The sequence below is a fragment of the Taklimakanibacter albus genome (assembly GCF_016595235.1).
Lineage (GTDB): Bacteria > Pseudomonadota > Alphaproteobacteria > Rhizobiales > Aestuariivirgaceae > Taklimakanibacter > Taklimakanibacter albus.
In genome coordinates, this window is record NZ_JAENHL010000007.1 from 397,998 (window position 1) to 413,819 (window position 15,822).

15 protein-coding genes and 1 pseudogene are annotated in these 15,822 nt (G+C 61.9%); 8 read left to right on the forward strand and 8 right to left on the reverse strand.

Annotated elements, in window-relative coordinates; translation table 11 throughout:
- Positions 1-624, reverse strand: a complete 624-nt coding sequence (locus JHL16_RS13395; protein WP_420884538.1) for a L,D-transpeptidase — start codon at positions 622-624, stop codon at positions 1-3.
- Positions 625-738: 114 nt separating this feature from the next.
- Here JHL16_RS13395 and JHL16_RS13400 point away from each other — a divergent pair, with 114 nt between their 5' ends.
- The 3 genes from JHL16_RS13400 to carB all read left to right on the forward strand — a co-directional run bounded on the left by JHL16_RS13400 (position 739) and on the right by carB (position 5,179).
- Entirely contained in the window at positions 739-1,065 is a 327-nt protein-coding gene (locus tag JHL16_RS13400) for a hypothetical protein (protein ID WP_200185345.1), read from the forward strand.
- Positions 1,066-1,117: 52 nt separating this feature from the next.
- Positions 1,118-1,711 (forward strand): hypothetical protein, encoded by a 594-nt coding sequence (locus tag JHL16_RS13405; protein WP_200185346.1) that lies wholly within the window; start codon positions 1,118-1,120, stop codon positions 1,709-1,711.
- An 84-nt stretch (positions 1,712-1,795) separates the two neighbouring features.
- A complete protein-coding gene (gene carB / locus JHL16_RS13410) occupies positions 1,796-5,179 on the forward strand; it encodes a carbamoyl-phosphate synthase large subunit (protein WP_200185347.1) in 3,384 nt (1,127 codons plus the stop codon).
- A gap of 42 nt (positions 5,180-5,221) precedes the next feature.
- Here carB and olsE read toward each other — a convergent pair whose 3' ends face one another.
- Positions 5,222-6,157: an ornithine lipid hydroxylase OlsE gene (gene olsE / locus JHL16_RS13415; RefSeq protein WP_200187131.1), complete on the reverse strand. Its 936-nt coding sequence runs from the start codon at positions 6,155-6,157 to the stop codon at positions 5,222-5,224.
- 446 nt (positions 6,158-6,603) lie between these two features.
- Here olsE and greA point away from each other — a divergent pair, with 446 nt between their 5' ends.
- The 4 genes from greA (at position 6,604) to JHL16_RS13435 (ending at position 9,445) form a co-directional block, all read left to right on the forward strand.
- Complete coding sequence (gene greA, locus JHL16_RS13420; RefSeq protein WP_137857415.1) at positions 6,604-7,080, forward strand: transcription elongation factor GreA; 477 nt, start codon at positions 6,604-6,606, stop codon at positions 7,078-7,080.
- Positions 7,081-7,330: 250 nt separating this feature from the next.
- Entirely contained in the window at positions 7,331-8,158 is an 828-nt protein-coding gene (locus JHL16_RS13425) for a HEAT repeat domain-containing protein (protein WP_200185348.1), read from the forward strand.
- Between the two features lie 8 nt (positions 8,159-8,166).
- Entirely contained in the window at positions 8,167-8,493 is a 327-nt protein-coding gene (locus JHL16_RS13430) for a DOPA 4,5-dioxygenase family protein (protein ID WP_200185349.1), read from the forward strand.
- 256 nt (positions 8,494-8,749) lie between these two features.
- Positions 8,750-9,445, forward strand: a complete 696-nt coding sequence (locus JHL16_RS13435; RefSeq protein ID WP_200185350.1) for a Crp/Fnr family transcriptional regulator — start codon at positions 8,750-8,752, stop codon at positions 9,443-9,445.
- A gap of 3 nt (positions 9,446-9,448) precedes the next feature.
- Here JHL16_RS13435 and JHL16_RS13440 read toward each other — a convergent pair whose 3' ends face one another.
- The 3 genes from JHL16_RS13440 to JHL16_RS13450 all read right to left on the reverse strand — a co-directional run bounded on the left by JHL16_RS13440 (position 9,449) and on the right by JHL16_RS13450 (position 12,004).
- Positions 9,449-10,600, reverse strand: a complete 1,152-nt coding sequence (locus JHL16_RS13440; RefSeq protein WP_200185351.1) for a phenylacetate--CoA ligase family protein — start codon at positions 10,598-10,600, stop codon at positions 9,449-9,451.
- Between the two features lie 213 nt (positions 10,601-10,813).
- The gene (locus JHL16_RS13445; RefSeq protein WP_200185352.1) at positions 10,814-11,596 is read right to left on the reverse strand and encodes a class I SAM-dependent methyltransferase; all 783 of its coding nucleotides are present in this window, start codon (positions 11,594-11,596) and stop codon (positions 10,814-10,816) included.
- A gap of 51 nt (positions 11,597-11,647) precedes the next feature.
- Positions 11,648-12,004 (reverse strand): metalloregulator ArsR/SmtB family transcription factor, encoded by a 357-nt coding sequence (locus JHL16_RS13450; RefSeq protein WP_200185353.1) that lies wholly within the window; start codon positions 12,002-12,004, stop codon positions 11,648-11,650.
- Positions 12,005-12,094: 90 nt separating this feature from the next.
- On the opposite strand from JHL16_RS13450, the pseudogene JHL16_RS13455 reads away from it, so the two are divergent.
- Positions 12,095-13,021 (forward strand): annotated as a pseudogene (locus JHL16_RS13455) (acyl-CoA desaturase); the annotation flags it as partial.
- Between the two features lie 391 nt (positions 13,022-13,412).
- Here JHL16_RS13455 and JHL16_RS13460 read toward each other — a convergent pair.
- The 3 genes from JHL16_RS13460 to JHL16_RS13470 are packed head-to-tail and all read right to left on the reverse strand — an operon-like array spanning position 13,413 to position 15,563.
- Complete coding sequence (locus JHL16_RS13460; RefSeq protein WP_200185354.1) at positions 13,413-13,892, reverse strand: glutathione peroxidase; 480 nt, start codon at positions 13,890-13,892, stop codon at positions 13,413-13,415.
- Entirely contained in the window at positions 13,885-15,093 is a 1,209-nt protein-coding gene (locus JHL16_RS13465; RefSeq protein WP_200185355.1) for a benzoate/H(+) symporter BenE family transporter, read from the reverse strand. Before JHL16_RS13465 ends, JHL16_RS13460 begins: the two co-directional genes overlap by 8 nt.
- On the reverse strand, positions 15,090-15,563 hold the full coding sequence (locus JHL16_RS13470) for an Lrp/AsnC family transcriptional regulator (protein ID WP_200185356.1): 474 nt from the start codon (positions 15,561-15,563) through the stop codon (positions 15,090-15,092). The genes JHL16_RS13465 and JHL16_RS13470 overlap by 4 nt, the downstream gene beginning before the upstream one ends.
- Between the last annotated feature and the right edge of the window lie 259 nt (positions 15,564-15,822).

The window sequence follows — 15,822 nt, forward strand, 5'->3', positions numbered from 1 at the left end:
TCAGTTCACGATGACTTTGGCGCCGACCCTGGCCCGGCCATAGAGATCCGTCACATCCTCATTGGTGAGACGAATGCAGCCTGACGAGACGGCCTGGCCGATGGTCCAAGGCTGCGCCGTGCCATGGATGCGGTATTCGGTGGCGCCGAGATAGAGCGCCCGGGCACCCAGCGGATTATTGGGGCCGCCTTCCATGAATTCCGGCAGGTCCGGCTGGCGCTCGCGCATCTCCGCCGGCGGGCGCCAATCCGGCCACTCCGCCTTGCGGCTGATCTTCTCAGCTCCCTTCCAGGTGAAGCCTGAGCGCCCGACGCCGATGCCGTAGCGCAGCGCCTTGCCGTTATCGAGCACCAGATAGAGATAGCGCTTGCGCGTCTCGATGACGATCGTGCCCGGCTTCTCGGCCGAGGCATAGTCGACTTCCTTGCGCTTGTATTTGGGATTGGTCTTGTAAGACCAGGCGCCGACGGTGAAATTCGTCTTCACGCCGGAATTCGCGTCCTGATTGCGCTCTGCCTTTGCGGAAGGAATGGCCAGAGCCAGCCCGGCGATCGCCGCCATACCCGCAACCTTCAATGATTTCAGCATCCTGCTGCCCCCAGTAACCATGCCTGGCCAATTCATCGCCGCGACGGACTGGGGGCGTCAAGACCGTCTTTGAGATGAACGGCAGATGAACGGCCCATTCAGGGTGGATTTTCGGCCGTTGTGGCATATTCGTCACGCTGGAGTACCGCCATGTTGAGCCCTCGCCCCGTCCTGATCGCCACCGTCTTGAGCTTCGCCTGCTTGTCCGCGATTCCGGCCCAGGCCGAGAATGCCGCGCGGACCTATTTCAACCCGCAGGTCTACGGCAAGCCGGTTGCGCTCTGCATGTCGGATCGGGCGAGCTGCGGCAAGCCCAGTGCCGATGCCTGGTGCCGCGACAACGGCTTTGCCGAGGCGCTCGTCTTCGAGCGGCTGCGCACCGCCGACAAGTCGCAGGTCTTCCGCCAGATCAAATGCATCACCCGCGAGCAGGCCGTCGCCTCGACGCCTGACGAGTCCAACCGCGCCACGCCGTAATCCCGCCCTGATCGCGCAGGAAGACTGAGCGCCATCAATCTTGTGGTGGCGAATGCGCAACATCGTCTTGATTTCAATCTTTACCTTTCTGATGCTAGTGCCGGCACGGGCGGAAGACGATAACTCGGAGTCTCGATCACATGTGAACGAAGACGAAGCCCTTAAATGGTGCTTTAGTCGCTTCCCCTCGGCGGAGCCGGCAGAAGTAAGCTCGCGATCTATAAGTGAGCTGGCCCCCTTCAAACTGGAAGACACGATTGCTCCGCCTGGCCTCATCACAAAAACGGAGACCGTGGGCAGACTGCCTGGCTACATCAGGAAATATAAAGGGGTTTGGATCTGGCCGGCGATAACCGAGCCTCCGGCTTTTGCGATTTTTGTCGAACGGCTCACGGCGGAGGAAATGACAATCGCTTTCGTCAGCCGGGCCACGGAGGAGAACAAGGATTACCGGGACGGGCTCCGCAAGAATTCCAGGCAAAAACTGACATGGAACGGAACAGCCTTCTCGGCCGGACCCGACGGCGAGCTTGAGTCCACGACCACTATCTACATATCCGCCTTCAGCGATGCCTTGCTTCTCATCAGAGCAAACAAGCGTGAAGGCGGGCCGCCCATGTGCTTCATCTCTTCGAAACACTACTGATTTTGCCCAGTTTTCCACCATTCCGTCGCCCCTAGGGAATCCGCTTGGCATCTGGAGATTCCCCGTGTAGGGAACCCCCTCGCAATGCCAAAACGCACAGACATCAAATCCATCCTCATCATCGGGGCGGGACCGATCATCATCGGCCAGGCCTGCGAATTCGATTATTCCGGCACCCAGGCCTGCAAGGCGCTGAAGGCCGAGGGCTATCGAGTCATCCTGGTCAACTCCAATCCGGCGACCATCATGACCGACCCGGATCTGGCGGACGCCACCTATATCGAGCCGATCACGCCCGAGGTCGTCGCCCGCATCATCGAGAAGGAGCGCCCGGACGCGGTTCTCCCCACCATGGGCGGCCAGACCGCGCTCAATACCGCGCTTTCCCTCAACCGTATGGGGGTCTTGGATAAATTCGGCGTCGAGATGATCGGCGCCAAGGCCGATGTCATCGACAAGGCCGAGGACCGCGAGCAGTTCCGCGAGGCGATGAAGAAGATCGGCCTCGAGACCCCCAAATCCATGCTGGCCAATGCCTCGGCCCTGAAAGAGGCCGACCGCGAGCAATTCGCCGCCGAGACCGAGTTCCTGAAGACCCAGGGCGGCGACGTCGAGGCCTATGAGCGCGACTGGGCGGCGACCGAGCCCGAGCGCCTCAAGCGCTACCGCAACCGCGCCCTTGTCGAGGCCTTCGAGGCCATGCTCGAGATCGGCCTGCCCTGCATCATCCGCCCCTCCTTCACGCTGGGCGGCACTGGCGGCGGCATCGCCTATAACCGCGAGGAATTTTTCGACATCGTCGAAAGCGGCCTCGACGCCTCGCCCACCGCCGAGGTGCTCATCGAGGAATCGGTGCTCGGCTGGAAAGAATACGAAATGGAGGTCGTGCGCGACCGCGACGACAACTGCATCATCATCTGCTCGATCGAGAATATCGACCCGATGGGCGTCCATACCGGTGATTCGATCACCGTCGCGCCGGCGCTGACCTTGACCGACAAGGAATATCAGATCATGCGCAACGCCTCGCTGGCGGTGCTGCGTGAGATCGGCGTCGAGACCGGCGGCTCCAACGTGCAGTTCGCCGTCAATCCGGACAATGGCCGCCTCGTCGTCATCGAGATGAATCCGCGCGTGTCGCGCTCCTCCGCCCTTGCCTCCAAGGCGACCGGCTTCCCGATCGCCAAGGTCGCGGCCCGCCTCGCGGTCGGCTATACGCTGGACGAACTCGCCAACGACATCACCGGTGGTGCCACGCCCGCTTCCTTCGAGCCTACCATCGACTATGTGGTGACGAAGATCCCGCGTTTCGCCTTCGAGAAATTCCCCGGCGCCGAGCCCACCCTCACCACCGCCATGAAATCGGTGGGCGAGGTCATGGCCATCGGCCGCACCTTCCAGGAATCGCTGCAGAAGGCCTTGCGTGGATTGGAGACGGGTCTCACTGGTCTCAACGAGGTGAAGATCGACGGCCTCGGCGAAGACGACGACAGGAACGCCATCCGCGCCGCTCTCGCCGCCCCGCGCCCCGACCGCCTCCTCAAAGTGGCGCAGGCGCTTCGCCTCGGCGCGACCGTCGAGCAGATTCATGCCGCCAGCAAATATGATCCGTGGTTCATCCGCGAGATCGACGGCATCGTGAAGATGGAAGCGGCGATCCGCGAACGTGGTCTGCCGAAGGACGCCGTCAATCTGCGCCGACTCAAGGCCATGGGCTTCTCCGACCGCCGCCTCGCCGAGCTGATCCGCGGCAGCGAAGACAAGGTGCGCGCCCATCGCCGCAAGCTCGGCGTCAAGCCGGTGTTCAAGCGCATCGACACCTGCGCGGCCGAATTCGCCTCGCCCACCGCCTACATGTATTCGACTTACGAGACGGGCCTTGCCGGCGATGACGGCAACGAGGCGCGCCCGTCCGATAAGCAGAAGATCATCATCCTGGGCGGCGGTCCCAACCGCATCGGCCAGGGCATCGAATTCGACTATTGCTGCTGCCATGCCTGCTTCGCGCTGCATGACGCGGGCTTCGAATCGATCATGGTCAACTGCAACCCGGAAACGGTCTCGACCGACTACGATACCTCCGACCGGCTCTATTTCGAGCCGCTCACCGCCGAGGACGTGCTGGAGATCATCTGGGCCGAGCAGACGAACGGCACGCTCAAGGGCGTCATCGTCCAGTTCGGCGGCCAGACGCCGCTCAACCTCGCCCATGCGCTCGAAAGCGCCGGCGTGCCGATCCTCGGCACGACGCCCGATGCGATCGATCTTGCCGAGGACCGCGACCGCTTCGCCAAGCTTCTGAAGAAGCTCAAACTGCGCCAGCCCAAGAACGGCATTGCCCGCTCAGGCGCAGAAGCGCGCAAGATCGCCAAGTCGATCGGCTTCCCAGTCGTCATCCGCCCGTCTTACGTGCTGGGCGGTCGTGCCATGGAGATCGTGCGCGACGAGGCGCAGCTTGCCCGCTACATCACCGAGGCGGTGGTCGTCTCGGGCGACAGCCCGGTGCTGATCGACTCCTATCTCTCCAATGCCATCGAGGTCGATGTCGATGCCATCTCCGATGGCAAGGACGTGTTCGTCGCCGGCGTGATGGAGCATATCGAAGAGGCCGGCATCCACTCTGGCGACAGCGCCTGTGTGCTGCCGCCCCATTCGCTGAAAGCCTCGATCATCGCCGAAATCGAGAAACAGGCCCGCCAGCTGGCGCTTGCTCTCAAGGTGGTCGGCCTCATGAATGTGCAGTTCGCCGTCAAGGACGATGAGGTCTACATTCTCGAGGTCAATCCGCGCGCCTCCCGCACCGTGCCCTTCGTCGCCAAAGTGATCGGCGAGCCGGTCGCCAAGATCGCCGCGCGGGTGATGGCGGGCGAGACACTGGCGAGCTTCAAACTCAAGCCCAAGAAGTTGCACCATGTCGCGGTCAAGGAAGCGGTCTTCCCGTTCAACCGCTTCCCCGGCGTCGACATCCTGCTCGGTCCCGAAATGCGCTCGACCGGCGAGGTCATGGGGCTCGACAAGACCTATGACATGGCCTTCGCCAAGAGCCAGCTGGGGGCCGGCATGCGTGTGCCGCTCGCCGGTACGGTCTTCATCTCGGTGAAGGACGCCGACAAACAGCGCATCCTGCCGGCGGTGAAGAAGCTGCTCGATCTGGGCTTCCGCATCTGCGCCACCGGCGGCACCCAGCGCTTCCTCGAGGCCAAGGGGCTCGATTGCGCCAAGGTCAACAAGGTGCTGGAGGGCCGGCCCAATGTCGTCGACGCTTTGAAGAACGGCGAGATCCAGCTCGTGCTGAACACGACGGAATCGAAAGCTTCCGAGTCGGATTCAAAGCCGATCCGCCAGACGGCGCTGCTGCAGAAGGTCCCCTACTACACCACACTGCCCGGCATCCTGGCGGTCACCAAGGCGATCGCCGCACAGAAGGCCGGAACGCTCGATGTGCGGCCGCTGCAGGATTATCACTGACATTCTCCTCCGCATGGCCCTGCCATGCGGAGGAGGCAATATCTAAATGTCGACGCGCTCGCGAACCACGGGCGCGTTGTTCTTTTTATGCCGCCCGAGGATCTGCCTGAGGCCCTCTTTGGTGAAGGGCTGCGTCAATTGCGTCCAGAAGCTCTTGGCGATCTCGCCCTTGATGCCGATATCGGTCGAGGACGGATAGGGCGGGTTGTGATAGGTGCCGAGCAGCTGGTCCCACAGCACGACATTCTCGCAATAATTGGTGTTGCCGACCGTGGCATCACGCGAATGATGCCAGCGATGCAGCCTGGGCGTGCTGAAAATCCAGTCGAGAAAGCCGGTGCGCATTTCGATATTGCAATGGGTCAGGAGGCCGATGAAGGCCGTCACCGCGCCGACCCACAGGAAAACCGGCAAGGGCGCGCCCAGCAGATAGAGCGGAATCTGGCTGAGTGCCGCCTTCACGATCGAGTCCACCACGTGGAAGCGCCCGGTATTGAACACGCGCAGGCGCTCGACGCTGTGATGGAGCGCATGGAAGCGCCAGAGGATCAGGCGCTCATGGGCATAGCGATGCGCGGCATAGAGGCCGAGCTCGGCGATGACGAGCGCCAACGCCACTTGCAGCAGCAAGGGCCAGTTGGTGGGCCACAGCCCATCGTCGTTTCCGACATGGGGCTGGGCGACCATGGCGACGAGAATCGGAAAGGTGGCACCTGCCGCCGCCGCGACCTGCACCGCACCCTTGGTGAGAAGCGTGTGGGCGATGTCGTTGACGATCTCACCATCGGGTGCCAGCCAGTCGCGCTCATAAGGCATGAGATATTCGAACAGTGCGATCCCGGCGGCGATGCTCAGATAGACGACGTTGAACCAGAGAAGCGGATGATCGCTTGCGAAGGCGCAATAGGCACCGAGCAGTCCACAACCAAAAAGGGCCGGCCACAAGACGTAGGACAGGAGCACATAGGCCTTTGTCATGCGGCTGATCTCAAAGCGATACATCTTCTCTCCTGCAAACCTGCTCCATAAGGAATGCAGGACCTAGTAGGCAAAAATTACCACAAGATGGCGCGGCGTCCGTTCCCTTCTTGATGCCGCAGCCGACAGGGCTCGGCTTGCCCGATTTCCCCCTGATTTGGCAAACTGTCCCCTAAGGAAAGTGAGATCACATGCCTGTGAGGACCAAGCCCCCGCATGAAAGGCCCCAAACTGCCCAAATCGGACTTCCGGCTCCCTCCGCCCGGATTGAAATTTGCCAAGCTGAAGAACGGCTTAACGGGACTCTTGAATTCCTCGCCGCCTTAAGCCATCTTTGTGGGCTGTTCCCGGTGACGGACCGCAAGGGCCGTTCACCGGGAACTTGCATTTTACCCGGCGCGGGCCGACCGCCCCGACGGAAAGAGTTGAACTGACGGATTTGCGACATGATTGATAAGATTCCAATGACTGAGGCGGGGCACGCCGCCATGATGGACGAGATCAAGCACCTGAAATCGGTGGAGCGCCCGCGTATTATCCGCGCGATCGAGGAGGCGCGTTCGCATGGCGATCTGTCCGAGAATGCGGAATATCATGCCGCCAAGGAACAACAGGGCTGGACCGAAGCCCGCGTCGCCGAGCTCGAGGACAAGATCAGCCGCGCCGAGGTGATCGACATCTCGAAACTGTCGGGCGACACCGTGAAATTCGGCGCCAAGGTCACCCTCGTCGATGAGGATACCGAGGACGAAGCCGCCTATCAGATCGTCGGCGAATTCGAGGCCGACGTGAAGAAGGGCCTGATCTCGGTGAGCTCGCCCATCGCGCGCGCCATCATCGGCAAGCGCAAAGGTGATTCAGTGGAAGTCGCCACCCCGGGCGGCGGCAAGAGCTACGAGATCCTGAAGGTCAGGTACAACTGACGGCACCTGCCGCAGCCGAGCGAGAATTCCAAGGCCGGGCCCGTGCCCGGCCTTGATTTTTGCGCAATGCCCGGCGCATCCTCTCCGCGTAGCGCTGGGGAAACTATAAATGCGCAACTGTGCCCTCATTTGGCTCGGCCTATTCGCACTCTCCGTCGCCAGCGATTGCGCTCTGGCGCAGGACGATCCTAATTGCTGGGCAGGAAAGCGGCGCACCGACCTCAGAACCGGCGAGGTCCGGTTCGAATGCATGCAGCAGCCGGAGTCTTCGCGCAATTTCACGCGCCTGCGGCAGCTCGCGGAACTTGGTTTTCAAGATCAGAAGGACGTCACCTTTGTCCTTGAGAAACTCAATGGGGACGATTGGGATCTGCGCGCCGAGGCGGCCCGGACCTTGCGGCTGAACCACTATGCCAAGGCCATCCCGCAGCTCGCCGCCGCCCTCTCTCCTCATGATTGGTGCTTGACCTTCGAGGCCATGGTCGCGCTCAAGGAGCTCAACGCGCCGCAAGCCGACGCGATGCTCAAGGATATCGCCAGTACCTATTGGCTGCCGGCCATCCGTGAAGTGGCCCACAAGCTGACCGTCGACCGTCACCTGCCTAAAGTCGCTCTGACAACCTCAATCTGGGCGCCGCTTGATTACTGCTCGACCGAGTCATTCAGATGTCCAGTCCAGCGCGACTATCCGAGCCTCAAGGGAGCGCGGCGGGCGCCTCTCGTTCTTGATATCCAGGGCGGCAAGCTCATCGGTACGGATCATGGCGAATGGGGCGGCGAGCTTGGTTTCATTGACGAGAAAACGACTCAGACCGTCATCGACGAAAATGTCCTCGCCATCGTGTGGCGCGGCAGCCGGATATTCGCGGTGACCGGTCTGGATCATGGCGGCCTGAATCGCGGAGATATCTGGAAGGTCTTGAGATCGGATGATGGGCGGTGGTCGGCCCGGCGCCTGTGGCGTCTGCCGGGCACCCCTTATGAGATCGTCGCGGCACCGGATGGCACGATAGGGCTTTTCGGACGGTTCGGCTCCGTGCTGTATAGGACCGACGACACGCTCCAATGGCTTGGCTAGGAGAGATCATGACATCCATCACCGGCTACCACGCCCATGTCTATTACGACGCTCCGCAGCGGGCCGAGGCGCAGCGTCTGTGCGAAACCGTGCGCGATCGGTTCGGTGTCGCCATGGGCCGGCTCCATGACCAGGCGGTCGGACCACATCCGCGCGGCTCCTGCCAGCTCACCGTGACGCCGGAAAACTTCTCGGACGTGATCCAGTGGCTGGTCGCCCATCGCGGCGGCTTCACCATCTTCGCCCATGCGCTGTCGGGCGACGAGATCAAGGACCATACCGACCATGTGATCTGGCTAGGGCCGTCGGAGACGCTTGATCTTTCGATACTCTGAACGCCCCCCGTCGCCGAGTCCGATATCGCGCAGCATGCGGTCGCTCAGATGCGAGACGCCGCTCGCATGGGGGCGCCGGAACAATCGCCTGAGCACGGTCAGCAGCCCGGCCTCTTCAGCTTTTCCCACCCGCCGTGACGTCGTATTGAAGGATTTGGCCATATCGTCAGCCTCGCTCGATATGTGCTAATCATGCCGCAAATCCAACGTCCGGACTGTGATCCACCGCACAGACCAACCGCAGGGAAAAGACCATATGAGCGCCGAGACCATGCTCAAAAGTGATCCCGTCGTCGCCATCATCGCGCGCACCGAACCCTTTTCGGAGCTTTCCGACCCGCACCGGCAATCGCTTGCCGGCCTGTGCCGCATGCAGCGTTTCACCAAGGGCAATATCATCTTCCATATGGGTGAAGCGGGCGATGCGCTCTATGGCATCAAGAGCGGCCGCGTGCGCACCGCGATCTCAGGCCCGGACGGTCGCGAAATGACGCTCAATTTGTTCGGCCCGCAAGGCACCTTCGGCCTTGTCGGTTTTCTCGATGGTGGTCCGCGCATGGCGACCGCGACGGCGCTCGAACCATGCGAGATATTCCGCCTGCCGCGCACCGCCTTCCTGTCCTTCGTCCACGCCCATCCGGAAGTCGCGGTGCATGTCATCGGCTATCTGTGCGGCAAGCTGCGCGACATCAAGGGCCGGATCGGCGAGACCGCGCTACTGCCTCTCGCCGCCGCCCTCGCCCATCGCCTGCTGACATTGTCAGAGGATTTCGGCGACGATGTCCCCTCCTCCCAGGAGCAGCTGGCGAGCCTGATCAATGCCAGCCGCGAGGCGGTCAATCGGCAATTGCAGGACTGGAAGCGCCAGAACATCGTAGGCCTGCATCGCGGCGGGGTGCGCATCCTCGACCGCGCGCGGCTCGAGCAGGAAGCGACCGAGCTCGGCGCCTGAATATCACTCGATCTTGCAGACGAACTCCTCGAACTTGCCATTGGCGCCGACAGGCAGCCGGTGGCGGTGCTGTTCGACCGTGATTCTGAACGGATGGTTGAGCGCCTTCTGGACGATCCTGATCAGCCCCGCTTCCTGCTCCGCGCTGATCGCCGCATCCGTCACCACTTTGAGGGTGATCTGATCGAGCGCCGTCTGGATCAGCTGATATTGCCGCACTGGCGCCACCGTATCGAAAGCGTGGAAACCGACCAGCGGCCAGTTACGTGAGCCATTGGGCAGCCGCACCAGATTGCGCTCGCGGCCCCAGATGCGCCGCAAGGTCGGCAGGCCGCGGCCGCAGGGACAAGCCGGTCCGACCTCCGCATAATCTCCGATGTCGTAGCGGATGAGCGGTGTCGCCAGATTGGTCAGATCGCTGACGAGCACACGGCCGGTCTCGCCTTCCCGGCAGAGCTCGCCTTTCGCATCGACCACCTCGACGATGAGCGCCTCGGACATCACATGATAGAGCCCGCTTGCCGGACATTGGATGGCAATCGTGCCGGCTTCCTGTGAGGAGTAATTGTCCTCGATCGCAAGCCCGGTGACCGCCTTCACCCGGTCGCGCAACTCATCATGCACGGTCTCGCCGATGGTCTTGATATGCCTGAGAGCTCCGAGATCGAATCCCTCGGCCTCCCAGATGGCTGCAAAAGCAGCAAGATTGTTGGGATAGACGATGAGGAGCTCAGGCCCGAAGCGCCGCAACTGCCGCAATTGCTCGCGGATATCCGTCGTGATCGGAATGCCTTGCGCCTCGCCTGTCCTGTACAGATTGCGTGCCGGCGCGCCCCAGTCCTTAGCCTCAACATATTTGCTGATATTGGCGCGGATCGAGCTCATGCGGAGGCTGAACTGCCGACCGTGCCACAGGTGATCGCGGATCGTGTAGGCCGACCAGAACAGCCGACCGACCGCGGTCTTGCGCACACTGACCGGCTCGCCGGTCGACCCCGAGGTCTTGGCGTTGCCGAGCGGCAGATGGCGGGGCGGAACCTCCTTCGCGAAGAAACTCTCGCCCAGCGACTGTGCCTCGCGCCGCGACAGCGGCTGCAGCTGGCGCAGGCGATCCAGGCTGTTGAGATAGGCAAGACCCGAAGCCTTGAGCCGCACGCCAAAGGTCGGCGTGTATTTCTTATGATGCTCGCAGACCGCATTGAGCTGCCGCGTCTGCCCCTCCGCCAGCGCCGCGGGATCGAGCCACTGCGCCGCCTCGAGCTGGACGAGCAGCGCCGTCAGGACGGCATGCTCCTCTACCAGTAGCGGCGGCCAGAGCTGTCCGTCGACATCCGATTTTTGCGGAACGGTCTTCAGCTGCGCAGGCCCCTAGTTCTTGCTGAAGGCCAGCATAGGACAGCATTCGGCGAGATCATAGCGCCCGGAGGACTCGAAGCGAACATCGGCGATGCCCTTAGGCAGGACAGTCCGCACTTCCTCGCGGTTCGGAAAGACATAGACCGCCGGTGAGCCTCGATAGACGTCGATCATGTCGACGAGCTCGCGCGGCCAGCCAGTATCGCGGGCGAATTTGTCGCGATTGGGGAAATATTCGTTGAAGCGCTCGCGGATCAACACGACAGGTATCGATGCACCAACCTGATCGGCCAGATGCATCGCCAGCTTCCATTTGAAGGCATGGAAGTTGAGCTTTGCCGGAGCGCCCGCCAGATCGAGCAGATGATCCTTGGTGAAGGGCGTAGCCGGCCGTTCATAGAGCCGGCACGCGAAGCGGCCGCCCGGCGCGAGAAGGTCGACGACGCGTTCGAAAAGCAATCGCATTTCCCGCAAGGAGGTCAGCGCGTTCGGGCTCCCATCACCGATCGCGGCAGCGTAGAAGCCGCGCGGCTCGGTGATATCCAGCCAGTCGGCATGTATGGCTCGACGGTCTTTCGTATCACCCGGCCAGACATTGTCGACCATGGCCTTGTTCTTGTCGACGGCGACGACATGATCGAAGGCGAGCGCCAGTTCCGGTGTCACCCCGAGCAGCAGCACCGGCCCCGAAACAGGACCGGCGAGCTCCTTGACCTTGGCGATGATGTCGGCGTTGGGCCGCAAGGGCGCTTCGAGCTTGCCCCAGGTCGCATGATATTTCTGCCAGTGCGTCATCCCCCAGCCCTTACAGCAAGCGCGCAGGCTCGAAAAGAAGAGACTCCCTGCTCAGCTGCGCCGGCTTTTCGCCAGCTTCTCGCTCTCCTTCTTGAGCGGCCGGCTCACCGGGCAGACTTCCTGGACATAGCCGTTGAGCGTGTTGAGGAGATTGTCGCGCACCAGACGGTAATGCACGAACTGGCCACGTTTCTCGCTGGCGACGAGGCCCGCTGATTCCAGAACGGAAAGATGCTGCGAGACCGACGGCTTCGAAATGTCGAAGCGCTGGGCGATCTCACCGGCGGTCAGATCCGTCTCGGAGAGATAGGCCAGGATTTTCCGCCTCGTCACCGAGGACAGGGCTTCGAACACACGTTGAATATCCATAACGCTCCATTTCGCCCGCGCGATTAACCGAGTCATCATTTAGTCTATTGCCTAATTACCTTCAAGTCTGTATTTCAGTATTTAGCTCATAAACGAATTACCAAATTACTTATCAAGGAGGCGACGGCGATGTCTTGCATTTCAACCGCCCGCATGATTTCGGGTCTCGACAGCGAGGCGTCGAGCGGCAGGGTCGTATGGGTTCCCGGCAAATCATTGTGGACGGGCGCCCTCACCCTCACCGCACTGGTCCTGGCGCCCCTCACCTTCACCTGGGATGCCTTCCTGCTCTTCCTCGTCACCAGCGCAGTTACGTTATGCGCCGGACATTCGGTCGGCATGCACCGCCTGCTCATTCATCGCAGCTTCATCGCTCCCCTATGGCTTGAGCGCCTGCTCGTCTATCTGGGCACCCTCGTCGGCATGGCCGGCCCCTTCGGCATGATCGCCGCGCACGATATCCGCGACTGGGCGCAGCGCCAGCGCCACTGCCACGATCTCTACGCCCATCGCCGCTCGTTCTTCGTCGATGCCTGGTGGCAGATGCATTGCGCGGTGAAGCTCGACCATCCGCCGCATTTCGCGATCGAGCCGGAAACCCTTAACGACCCCTTCTATCGTTTCCTCGAGCGCAGCTGGATGCTGCAGCAGCTTCCCTGGGCGGTCCTGTTCTTCGCAATCGGCGGCCTGCCCTGGCTCGTCTGGGGCGTGGCACTCAGGGTCAGCGTGTCGCTCACCGGCCATTGGCTCATCGGCCACTTCGCCCATCGCCGTGGCCATCAGGGCTGGACCGTCGATGACGTGGCCGTCCAGGGCTACAACATCAAATATGTCGGCCTCGTCACCTTCGGCGAATGCTGGCACGGTAATCATCATGCCTTTCCGGGCTCCGCCAAGCTCGGCGTCGAGCACGGCCAGACCGATCCCGGCTGGTGGCTGATCAGCATCCTGAAAGCACTCGGTCTGGCGCAGGACGTCAAGCAGCCGCAGGATCTTGTGCCGCGTGACGGTCTGCGGCGGCTGGCGTCGGAAGCAAACGGCGACACAACTGCGCCGATGATTGGTCGAGGTCAGACGGCAGGCATGATTTCGATTGCGGTGTCGACGGTGATACTCTGCGCCGGCCTGGTCATTGGCCTGAACGATATTTCTGCCCTGAGCATGGTGCCCGGTGTTTTCGTCGTCGCCAGCATGCAACATCTCTTCCTGGTGGCACCCGCCTTCTTCCTCATCACAAAACTATGGGGGCCGGTTGTTCACTCGCCCTTATGGAGCTTCGCATTGTGGGGTGCCGGGCTTGCTGCGACGCCCTGGTGGCTTCTGCTCGGCAATGATTTCGGCATGTTCATCGCGCTCATCGCAGGCGCGGGCGCGACAGGCGCCGTCGGCTTCGGAGCTTGGCTGAAGCCATGTACCCACAGCTTCTGCGCGGCGCGCCGGACAGGGCTCAGATGAGGACCTTCTCCAGCGCCTTCTTGATCTTCGGTCCCGTCGGCTTGGTCTGGCTCGAGAACCAGTCGACGAAAGCGCCGTCGCGGCCGATCAGGAATTTGTGAAAGTTCCATTTGGGCTTGCCGAGGAGTCCCGCCTCACCGGCGGCCCATTTGTAAAAGGGATGCGCTGTCTTGCCTTTCACATCGTTCTTCGCCGTCATCGGAAAGGTGACGCCGTAATTCTTCCGGCAGAAGGCGCCGATCTCGGCCTCCGAGCCTGGCTCCTGCCCACCGAACTGGTTGCAGGGCACACCCAGCACCACGAGGCCTTTGTCCTTGTTCGCCTGCCAGAGCGCCTCGAGCTCGTCATATTGCGGCGTGTATCCGCATTCCGACGCCGTATTGACGACGAGGATCGCCTTGCCGGCGAAATCCTTGAGCGGCAGGTCTTCGCCGGTCAGACGGGTGAAGGCGAAATCATGAGCATTAGCCATGGGGCTTCCTCATCGATTGATAATAGCGCGCGCCATATATGACGAGGCCGACGACGAGGCCCCAGAAGGGCGCGCCGACGCCATAGATCGTGATGCCCGACGCCGAAACGAGGAAGGTGGCGAGCGCCGCCTCGATTTCGTTCTTCTCCCTGAACATCGCGGTCGTGCTACCGAGCAGCGGTGCAAAAAGCGCCAATCCGGCGATCGCAACGATGAGCGGCTTGGGCAGGCTTCCCAAGATGGCGACGAAGCTCGCCGCGGCCAGACCGATCAGGATATAGAAGACGGCATAAGGCCAGACGACGAGCCAGCGTTTGGCCGGATCGGGATGTGATTCCGATCCGGTCACGATCGAGGCGGTGATTGCCGCGAGATTGAGCTGATGCGAGCCGAAGGGCGCGAAGACGATCGAGCCGAGGCCCGTCACCCATAGCGAGCCGGTGACCGGCGGCTGATAGCCGGACGCCTTCAGGACGGCGAAGCCGGGAAGATTCTGCGAGGCCATGGTGACGAGATAGAGCGGCAGGCCGAGGCCCACGATCACCGGCCAGTTGAAGCTGGGCGTGGTCCAGACCGGCTGCGTCATGCTCAAGGTGCAGCACCCCGCACCGAACGCGCCGGTGAATGTCGCCAGCACGACACCCAGCACCACAACCACCGGCACGGCGAAAAGCGGCAGCCAGACGCGCAAGACGAAAAAGACGACGATCAGCGGCATCACCAGATAGGGCAGTTCGATCGCGGCCCCCGGCACACCCATCGTGTAGCGCAAGAGGACGCCTGCCAGCATGGCGGCGGCGATGGAAGCCGGGATTTTTTCGATGAGACGCGCCACCGGCTTGAACAGAGCCGTGACGCACATGAGCACGCCCGCGGCGATGAAGGCGCCGATGGCGCTCGGATAATCGAGGCCGGCGCCGGCGCTGGTCGCGATGAGAGCCGCGCCCGGCGTGGACCAGGCGGTGATGATCGGCATTCTATAGCGCCAGCCCAGAATGACCGAGGTGACCGCCATGCCGAAGCACAGCGCCGCCGCGAAAGAAGCCTTCTCCGCATCATTGGCGCCGGCGGCGTCGGCGGCTTCCATGATGAGCAGGATGGTCGAAGCGAAGCCCACCACCACCGCGGTGAGGGCCGATGATGTCAGGCTGAACCAGCCTTTGACCGACACGCCGTCGATCGCTTCCGAAGCATTGCTCATGGGATCGGGATTCCGGGCTCGTATTTCTCGCGCCTGAGGATGAGCGTCGTCTTCACGCTGTCGACATTCGCGGCCGCCGTGAGGTCCTTGATGATGAAATCCTGCATGGCATGGAGATTGGCGCCCACGCATTTCAGCATGAAATCGGCCTCGCCCGAGACCGCATAACATTCGCGGACCAGGGGCCAGGCTTTCACCCGTTCGATGAAACTCGACAGCTCGGTTTCGGCCTGGCTCTTCAGCCCGACCATGGCGAAGACCATGATCTCGAAGCCGAGCTTCTCGGCATTGAGCATGGCGCGGTAGCCGGCAATATACCCCGCCTCCTCCAGCGCCCGGACGCGGCGCAGGCAGGGCGGCGGCGACAGCCCCACCTTTTCAGCCAGTTCGACATTGGTGATGCGCCCATTGTCCTGGAGGGTCTTGAGTATCCTCCAGTCGATGGCGTCAAGTTGCCCCGTGACCGTCATGGAGCGGACTATAGCAATAAAATTTCAATAGACCACAATCGGCTCAGGAGGATCTTGCGCGGCCTGGGGATAAATATGACCGATTTCCTAGCCGAAGGGTCAATTATCCGCTTGGTCCGGTTCTGCTATTTCCGCTCGCCAGCCATTGCGTAGGGGCATTGCAGAAGCGGCCAGCTATGCACAACTCATAGTCAAAGGGTTGAGAAAGCCCCCAAATAAGCTATGTTGTAACGTCATACCACTAGGGCGCCTCCCACCT

Excerpts from the sequence above, each read along its gene's own strand:
- JHL16_RS13460 (WP_200185354.1), bottom strand. The coding sequence starts at position 13,892 with ATGGCTAATGCTCATGATTTCGCCTTCACCCGTCTGACCGGCGAAGAC.
- olsE (WP_200187131.1), bottom strand. The coding sequence starts at position 6,157 with ATGACAAAGGCCTATGTGCTCCTGTCCTACGTCTTGTGGCCGGCCCTT.
- JHL16_RS13400 (WP_200185345.1), top strand. The coding sequence starts at position 739 with ATGTTGAGCCCTCGCCCCGTCCTGATCGCCACCGTCTTGAGCTTCGCC.
- JHL16_RS13470 (WP_200185356.1), bottom strand. The coding sequence starts at position 15,563 with ATGACGGTCACGGGGCAACTTGACGCCATCGACTGGAGGATACTCAAG.
- greA (WP_137857415.1), top strand. The coding sequence starts at position 6,604 with ATGATTGATAAGATTCCAATGACTGAGGCGGGGCACGCCGCCATGATG.
- JHL16_RS13405 (WP_200185346.1), top strand. The coding sequence starts at position 1,118 with ATGCGCAACATCGTCTTGATTTCAATCTTTACCTTTCTGATGCTAGTG.
- JHL16_RS13445 (WP_200185352.1), bottom strand. The coding sequence starts at position 11,596 with ATGACGCACTGGCAGAAATATCATGCGACCTGGGGCAAGCTCGAAGCG.
- JHL16_RS13395 (WP_420884538.1), bottom strand. The coding sequence starts at position 624 with ATGAATTGGCCAGGCATGGTTACTGGGGGCAGCAGGATGCTGAAATCA.
- JHL16_RS13430 (WP_200185349.1), top strand. The coding sequence starts at position 8,167 with ATGACATCCATCACCGGCTACCACGCCCATGTCTATTACGACGCTCCG.
- JHL16_RS13425 (WP_200185348.1), top strand. The coding sequence starts at position 7,331 with ATGCAGCAGCCGGAGTCTTCGCGCAATTTCACGCGCCTGCGGCAGCTC.
- JHL16_RS13435 (WP_200185350.1), top strand. The coding sequence starts at position 8,750 with ATGAGCGCCGAGACCATGCTCAAAAGTGATCCCGTCGTCGCCATCATC.
- JHL16_RS13450 (WP_200185353.1), bottom strand. The coding sequence starts at position 12,004 with ATGATGACTCGGTTAATCGCGCGGGCGAAATGGAGCGTTATGGATATT.
- JHL16_RS13465 (WP_200185355.1), bottom strand. The coding sequence starts at position 15,093 with ATGAGCAATGCTTCGGAAGCGATCGACGGCGTGTCGGTCAAAGGCTGG.
- carB (WP_200185347.1), top strand. The coding sequence starts at position 1,796 with ATGCCAAAACGCACAGACATCAAATCCATCCTCATCATCGGGGCGGGA.